A 7,122-nucleotide genomic window follows, 5' to 3' on the forward strand; every position below is an offset into this window, starting at 1 on the left:
GATGGTAAAGAACCGCTCAACCCCAACTCGTGCCAGCCAAGCCGCTAACCGCGGGGTAAGGGGGCCGTGCGAATCGGGACCGACCGATCTCGAGGTCCGCAGGATCCCGCCATGCTCGCCGCCCCGCTCCCCCAGGCCCGATCCGGAGAGGCGGCGGGGCGCTCGCCGTTCGAGCGTCCGGCCCTCGTCTGGCTCATCGTCGCGGCCGGGCTCGCCGGGGTCCTGTCCTGGCCCGATCTCGGGGCGGTCCTTCGCGCCTTGCGCCTGCCGGATACGGACGACGCGATGCGGCTCCTGCAGGTGCGCGACCTCCTGGCCGGCCAGCCGTGGTTCGACCTCGCCCAGCACCGCCATGCGGGCGCTCCCCCGATGCACTGGTCGCGCCTCGTCGACGCGCCGATCGCCGCCCTCGTCATCCTGGCGCGCCCCGTCCTCGGCGCGGCCCTGGCGGAGGGCGCGGCCGCGATCCTGTGGCCGCTGCTGCTCTTCTGCCTCTACGCCGTGATCCTCTACCGCGGGGTGCGGCGCGCCTTCGGCTGGCGCGCCGGGGCGCTCGCGGTCTTCGCCGGCACGCAGGCGGTGTTCGTCACAGGCCTGTTCGCGCCCGGGCGGATCGATCACCACAACGTCCAGATCTGCGCGGTGCTCGGCCTCGCCCTTCTCGTCGCCCGCCCGGCGCCGACCGGACGGGACGGGGCGCTCGCCGGGGCGCTCGCCGCCCTTTCCCTGGCGGTCGGCCTCGAGGCGCTGCCCGTCATCGCCGCCGCCGGGCTCGTGCTCGCCGCCACATGGCTTCGGGAAGGCCGCCCGGCCCTGCCGGCCTTCCTGGGCTTCGGCCTCGCCCTCGGGTTCGTCGCCCCGGCGCTCTACGTCGCCCAGACCGCGCCGGCGCTGTGGTCGACGAGCGCCTGCGACGCCCTGTCGCCCCCCTGGCTCTGGCTCTGCGCCGCGGCCGCCGTCACGGCCGCGGCCGCCGCCCTCCTGCGCGGGGGACCGGGCGCGCGGCTCGGGCTCCTCGCCGCCGGCGGCCTCGCCACGGCCGGCGGGTTCCTGGCGCTGTTCCCCGCCTGCGCCGCCGGGCCGTTCACCGCCATGCCGGATCTCGTGCGCGAGGGCTGGCTGCTGCAGGTGCGCGAGATGCGGCCGGTCTGGCAGGTCGCCCGGATGGCGCCCGAGGCGGTGCTCGCCGGCTACCTGCCGGTGCTGCTCGGCGCGGCCGCCGCGAGCCTGTGGGCCCTGCGGGGGCCGGAGTCCGCGGAGCGGCGCCTGATGGGCATCGCGGCCGGCGTGCTCTGGCTCGGCCTCGCGCTCGGCGCGGTGCAGTTCCGCGGCCTTTACGTCGCCGGTGCCTTCGTGCCCCTGGTGGCCGGCCCGGTCTTCGACCGGGCGGTCGCGCTCCTGCGTGCCCCCGAGGCGAGCCCGCGCCGGCGCCTCGGCGCGCTCGCCTTGAGCCTCGCCCTGTGCGGCAAGGTCTGGCTCCTGGCCGCCGCCCTGCCGCAGGCGCTCGCCGGCACCGACAAGACCCTGGAGGCCGACCACGCCGCCTGGCAGGGCTGCGGCGCCAAGCAGGCGGTCGCCGCCCTCGACGTCTTGCCGCCCGGGCTGATCCTCGCCGAGATCGATCTCGGCCCGAACCTGCTGCTGCACAGCCACCACGCCGTCGTGGCGGCCCCCTACCACCGGGCGCTGCCCGGGCTGTCCGCCGCGCTCGAGGCGTTCCAGGAAGCTGCGGCCCTGCCGCGTGTGGCCGCGCGGGTGGGGGCGGACTACATCGTGGCCTGCGCCGCCCCGGCCAAGCCGGACGAGGTGCCGACCTTCGCGGCCCGGCTCGGCCGCGGCGAGGTCGCCCCGCCCGGGCTCGAGCCGGTCCCGGTGCAGGGCACGCCGTTGCGGGTCTGGCGCCTCCGGCCGGCGCCGTGAGGTTTTTCTGGTGATCGGGCGAATCGCCGCACTCCTGCTCCTCGCCCTCGTCCTCGCGGCCCTGGCGGCGGCGGCGCTGGCGGTCGCTCGCGGCGAGGAGCCCGGCGGCATCGAGGAGGTGTGGATCGCCCTCCTCGGCCCGCCGGATCTCGGCCCGGTGGACTTCGCCGCCCTGCGCCGCCGGCCCTCCCGCGCCGATGCGCTCGCCTGCGCGCCCGATGTCTGTCCGCTGGCCGCGGCCGACGCGGTGCCGCCGGACTATTCCGTCGCGGGCGCGCGCCTGCGCGAGATCGTGCGGTCGTTCGCCGAGGCCGAGCCGCGGACGGCGCTCGTCTTCACCGACCGCTGGGGCGAGCAGGACCGCTACGTCGCCCGCTCCGCCGTGCTTCGCTGCCCCGACACCGTCACGGTCGAGATCGTCGGGCGCGGGGAGGGCCGTTCCAGCCTCGCGCTCTACATCCGCAGCCAGGCCGGCTGCCCGGTCCCGGCGACAAGCCGCGCGCGCCTGACCCGCTGGCTCGACGGGATCGCGGCGGCGGCCGGAACCGAATCGACCAAGGGGTGATGACCCGGATGCCGCGCGCCGCCCAACAGCACCCCGCCCAACAGCACCCCGCCCATGAGCACCTGCCGCCCACCAGCGTTCCGCCGCTGGCGGATCTGCCCGCCACGCCCGACGTCGCGGTGATCGGCGCCGGGGCTGCCGGCATCGGCGCGGCGCGGCGCCTGCGGGCCCACGGCCTGTCGGTGGCGGTGCTGGAGGCCCGCACGCGGCTCGGCGGCCGCACGGTGACCACGTCCCTGCGCGGGCACCCGGTCGATCTCGGAGCGCACTGGCTCCATGCCGGGCCGATCAACCCCCTGGTGACGCTGGGTTTCCAACGCGGCGAGCCCTTGCGCCGGGCCGCGCAGGAGAGCCATCTCTGGGTCGGCCGGCGCCCGGGGAGGCCGGCGGAGGAGGCCGCCTTCGGCCGCGCCTGGGCGGTCGCCGACCGGGCGATGACCGACGGCGCCCGGCTCCACGGCGCCGACCGGCCCGCCGCCGCCGCCCTGCCGCCCGGCCTCGGGCCCTGGGGGCAGCGGGTCGCCCTGGTGCACGGCCTCGTCTCCGGCCGGCCGCTCTCCGAGGTCAGCCTGCACGACTTCCCCAGCATGGAGTACGGCGACAACTTCTTCATCGCCGGCGGCTACGGCGCCTACCTCTCCCGCCTCGCTGCCGGCCTGCCGGTGGCGCTCGATGCGCCCGTCGCCGCCCTCGACTGGTCGGCGGAGGGGGTACGGCTCGATCTCGGCCCGCGCGGCGCCCTGCGCGCGCGGGCCGCCCTCGTCACCGCCCCGATGATGGTGATGCAGGAGCCGAGCCCGGCCTTGCGCTTCGCCCCCGCCCTGCCGGATCCGGTGCGCGCGGCCATCGACGGCTTTCGCCCGGGCGTCTACGAGCACGTGGTGCTGCACTGGCCGTCCTCGCCGTTCCGCGGCCGCGACCGGCTGGCGAGCCTGATCGGCGGCAGGCTGCAGCCGCCGGGCCTGCTGACGCGGGTCGACGGCACCCCGTTCCACTATTTCGAGCTCGACGTGCCGCTGGCCCTCCGCCTCGACGCCGCCCGGGCCGGGGCCGACGGCGCGCGGCGGCTGGTGCGCGAGACGCTGGCCGAGCAGGTCGGCCGCGGGCGCCTGCGTGACCTCGCCGTGCCGGCGGTGACCGAGTGGCGCCACGATCCCTGGTCCCGCGGCTCCTGGGCGGTGGTCCCGCCGGGCCATGCCGGGGCCCGCGACCTCCTGAAGGAGCCGGTGGCCGAGCGGATCTGGTTTGCCGGCGAGGCCCTGTCGCGGGCGCAATGGGGCACGGCGGGCGGCGCCTTCGCGGAGGGCGAGCGGGCGGCCGACGCGATCGCGGCGGCCCTGCACTAAGGTCCCGTTTGGCTTTCCGGGACCGACGCCTACATCCCCGCCATGCTCACGCGCCTCGTCACCCTGCTGCTCCTCATCGGCCTGGCCTGCGCCGCCGAGTCCCGGGCCCAGCCCCTGACCCGCAACGTCCTCAAGGGCGCCTGCGAGAAGCTCGTCATCGCCGGGCGGGACGTCAGCCCGACCTGCGGCGACAGCATCGTCAACCTGGTCCAGGGCCGGCGAACCTCGTTCGACTTCACCTCCAGCGACGGCACCACGGTGAGCTTCAGCGGCACCGGCATGCCGCAGGACCGCCAGGAGGAGGTCGGCGTCGACGCGCTCCAGCCGGTGAGCGCCGTGATCCTGAGCGTGAAGAGCGCCGACGGCGGCATCACCCGCGACACCCTGATGACCGTCGGCTCCTGCCGCTTCCCGCCCGCGGCCTCCGGCCGCGCCACCGTCGCCTGCGCGGCCGACACCCAGCGCGGCCGGTTCGAGGGGACGTTCACCACGTCGAGCGACGCGGCGCCGGGGAAGTAGCGTCGGTCTGGAAGAGTGCCGGATCGGGCCTATGGTCGCTCCGCGCGACCGGTCGTCCGGTGACGCGATGAGAGCGCCCTCGGCCGGCTCTTCCGGGCTGCCGCCCGCAGCGCATCTTCGGTCCACTGCGCCAGGCTCTTGCCGGCGCGTTCCGCAGCCCGCGCGGCCTGCGCGTGAACGCTCGGATCGACCCGGACCATCAGCTCGCCGGAGAACATCGTCTCGGGCGCCTTGCCGATCCGCTCACAGGTCCCGACGAAATCGTCTGCCGCCTCGCGGAAGGCGCTCACCAGTTCCGGCACGCTCTCGGCGTGAAAGCCGACGATATCGTCGATGCCGGCAATGTGGCCGATGACCGCCTCATCCTCTGCGCTGAATTCGTCCCGCGCGACGAAGCCCTTGTCGGCCAGCGTGGTGTTCACGGGCCGGGTCATGGCCTCGTCCCGATCTTCGGCAGACATTCGCATGATCGGTCCATCGCCACGATCGTTGCGGGCTGCCGCCGATGGCCGCCCGGCCACCGCCGTTGCGGTGTTCGCGGCGGGAAACGTCACGCGATCGGGCCGAGCCCCGGAGTGTCGGGGAGGACGCAGCCCGGAATGCAGTCGGGAGGGTGCCCGGACGGCAGCCGGGCTGACCTCGCGCCCGGTTCAATCCCGGCAGGTGATGCGGATCGGGCGCTCGGAGACCTTCACGGCCGGGGCCGTCTCGATCGCGCCGGTATACTCGTCCTGGGCGGCGACGCCGTAGGAGGCCGCCTTGGCGTAGCCCTGCGACTCGCACCAGGCATCCGCCACCACCTGGCCGCACTCGCCGCCGGTCGTCAGGCACTCGGCGACGCCGTAGCCGTCGCTGGAGGGGATCAGGAAGGTCTTCTCCACGCCGGCCGTCTGCGCGGCGGCCAGGGCCGGCGTTCCGGCAAAGACCAGGACACCGAGGGCGCTGAGGACGGCGAGGGTGCGACGCATGGGGGAAACCTTCTGAACGGAGCCGTCGGCATCCGGCTCCGGCCCGACACTGGGCGTGGGTGGTAAACAAATTCTGTACGCATCGTGCGTGCGCACCGATTACGCAGGGTCCGGCAGGGGCTTGAGGCCCGCGGCGCCTGGCGTCTCGAATTGCTCGCCGAATTGGGCTAACCCGGATCCGCCCGCCGGGGCGTCTCCACCGTGCAACAGGCCGCCGCCCGGTCGCCCGCGCCGGCGGCGCCCGGGACCGGGGCCGGCCGGGTCTGAGCCTCGGTCCGGCAACGACTTAGAACCTCGGCCGGAGCGCCCCGCGGCGGCCCGGCCCGACCCCCTCCCGCAGGTGTTTCATGGCCTCGCTGTTGCGCCTCTACAACACGCTTTCCCGGGCCAAGGAGCCGCTCCGGCCGATCGATTCGGGCCGGGTGCGGATGTATGCCTGCGGGCCGACCGTTTACGACGCCGCCCATATCGGCAACGCCCGGCCGCTGATCGTCTTCGACCTGCTCTTCCGGCTGCTGCGCCACCTCTACGGGGCGGACGCGGTCACCTATGCCCGCAACGTCACGGACGTCGACGACAAGATCAACGCCCGGGCGGCGGAGCGCGGCATCACCATCCGGGCCCTCACCGACGAGACCCTGGCGCAGTTCCACGACGACATCCGCCGCCTCGGCATCCTGATGCCGGAGGACGTGAACGTCGCGGGCCAGCCGCCGGCGATGATCGAGCCGCGGGCGACCGACCACATCGTCGAGATGACGACGCTGATCGACCGGCTGGTCATGGCCGGCCACGCCTACGTCGCCGCGGACCACGTGCTGTTCGACGTGCCGTCGATGCCCGATTACGGCGCGCTCTCGCGCCGCCCCCTCGACGAGATGGAGGCCGGGGCCCGGGTCGACGTCGCGCCCTACAAGCGCTCGCCCCTCGACTTCGTGCTGTGGAAGCCCTCTAAGCCGGCCGAGCCGTCCTGGCCCTCGCCGGCCGGCATCGCGGCGCCCGGGCGCCCGGGCTGGCACATCGAGTGCTCGGCGATGGCCTGGAAACATCTCGGCGAGACCTTCGACATCCATGCCGGCGGCATCGACCTGGTGTTTCCCCACCACGAGAACGAGGTGGCGCAGTCGCGCTGCTGCTTCGACACGCCCGTGATGGCCAACATCTGGCTCCACAACGGCTTCCTGCAGGTCGAGGGGGAGAAGATGTCGAAGTCGCTGGGCAACTTCGTCACCCTGCGCGCGGTGCTGGCGGACTGGCCCGGCGAGGTCGTGCGCCTCGCCATGCTGCGCACCCATTACCGCCAGCCGATCGACTGGACCCTGCGCGGCCTGGAAGAGGCGAGCCGCACCCTCGACCGCTGGTACGAGGCCGCCGGCGACGCCGCGCCCGGTCCCGCGCCGGAGACGGTGCTCGAGCCGCTGCTCGACGACCTCAACACCCCGGCGGCCCTCGGCGAGGTCCACCGCCTCGCCGACCCGGCGGCGCTCAGGGCCGGCGCGGGTCTCCTCGGCCTCCTCGGCCAGACCCGGACCGCGCGCGACCAGGCGGCGGTGGCGGCCTCCGGCGTCGACGCGGCGGCGGTGGAGGGGCTGATCGCCGAGCGGAAGGCGGCCCGCGCCCGCAAGGACTGGGCGGAATCCGACCGCCTCCGCGCGGCCCTGACGGCGCTTGGCGTGACGGTGAAGGACAACAAGGACGGGACGACGACCTGGACGGTGAGCCGGGACTAGGGCCTGTTGTCACTTGAACCACAGTAGTGTGGAGGCAAGGCAAAGGACGCCCATGAAGCTGACGGCGGTCTTTT

General features: G+C 74.7%; 7 protein-coding genes. 5 read left to right on the plus strand and 2 right to left on the minus strand.

Annotated features, from left to right (window positions below; all coding sequences use genetic code 11):
• Positions 1-111: 111 nt before the first annotated feature.
• Genes EU555_RS32480 through EU555_RS32495 form a run of 4 tightly spaced genes read left to right on the plus strand, consistent with a single transcriptional unit; the run spans position 112 to position 4,350 of the window.
• Positions 112-1,920: a hypothetical protein gene (locus EU555_RS32480; RefSeq protein ID WP_135419469.1), complete on the plus strand. Its 1,809-nt coding sequence runs from the start codon at positions 112-114 to the stop codon at positions 1,918-1,920.
• 10 nt (positions 1,921-1,930) lie between these two features.
• A complete protein-coding gene (locus EU555_RS32485; protein ID WP_245524605.1) occupies positions 1,931-2,485 on the plus strand; it encodes a hypothetical protein in 555 nt (184 codons plus the stop codon).
• A gap of 8 nt (positions 2,486-2,493) precedes the next feature.
• Positions 2,494-3,831 (plus strand): flavin monoamine oxidase family protein, encoded by a 1,338-nt coding sequence (locus EU555_RS32490; protein WP_135419470.1) that lies wholly within the window; start codon positions 2,494-2,496, stop codon positions 3,829-3,831.
• 42 nt (positions 3,832-3,873) lie between these two features.
• Positions 3,874-4,350 carry a hypothetical protein gene (locus EU555_RS32495; RefSeq protein ID WP_135419471.1) on the plus strand — a complete coding sequence of 159 codons (477 nt, stop codon included), beginning with the start codon at positions 3,874-3,876 and terminating at the stop codon, positions 4,348-4,350.
• 29 nt (positions 4,351-4,379) lie between these two features.
• Here EU555_RS32495 and EU555_RS32500 read toward each other — a convergent pair whose 3' ends face one another.
• Both EU555_RS32500 and EU555_RS32505 read right to left on the minus strand, forming a co-directional pair.
• Complete coding sequence (locus EU555_RS32500; protein WP_342636506.1) at positions 4,380-4,904, minus strand: type II toxin-antitoxin system HicB family antitoxin; 525 nt, start codon at positions 4,902-4,904, stop codon at positions 4,380-4,382.
• 96 nt (positions 4,905-5,000) lie between these two features.
• Positions 5,001-5,318: a hypothetical protein gene (locus EU555_RS32505; protein WP_135419472.1), complete on the minus strand. Its 318-nt coding sequence runs from the start codon at positions 5,316-5,318 to the stop codon at positions 5,001-5,003.
• Between the two features lie 347 nt (positions 5,319-5,665).
• Between EU555_RS32505 and cysS the strand changes: the two genes are divergently transcribed.
• Positions 5,666-7,048, plus strand: coding sequence for a cysteine--tRNA ligase (gene cysS, locus EU555_RS32510; RefSeq protein WP_135419473.1), 1,383 nt, complete (start codon positions 5,666-5,668; stop codon positions 7,046-7,048).
• Positions 7,049-7,122: the final 74 nt, after the last annotated feature.

Source organism: Methylobacterium nonmethylotrophicum, from assembly GCF_004745635.1.
GTDB classification, from domain to species: domain Bacteria; phylum Pseudomonadota; class Alphaproteobacteria; order Rhizobiales; family Beijerinckiaceae; genus Methylobacterium; species Methylobacterium nonmethylotrophicum.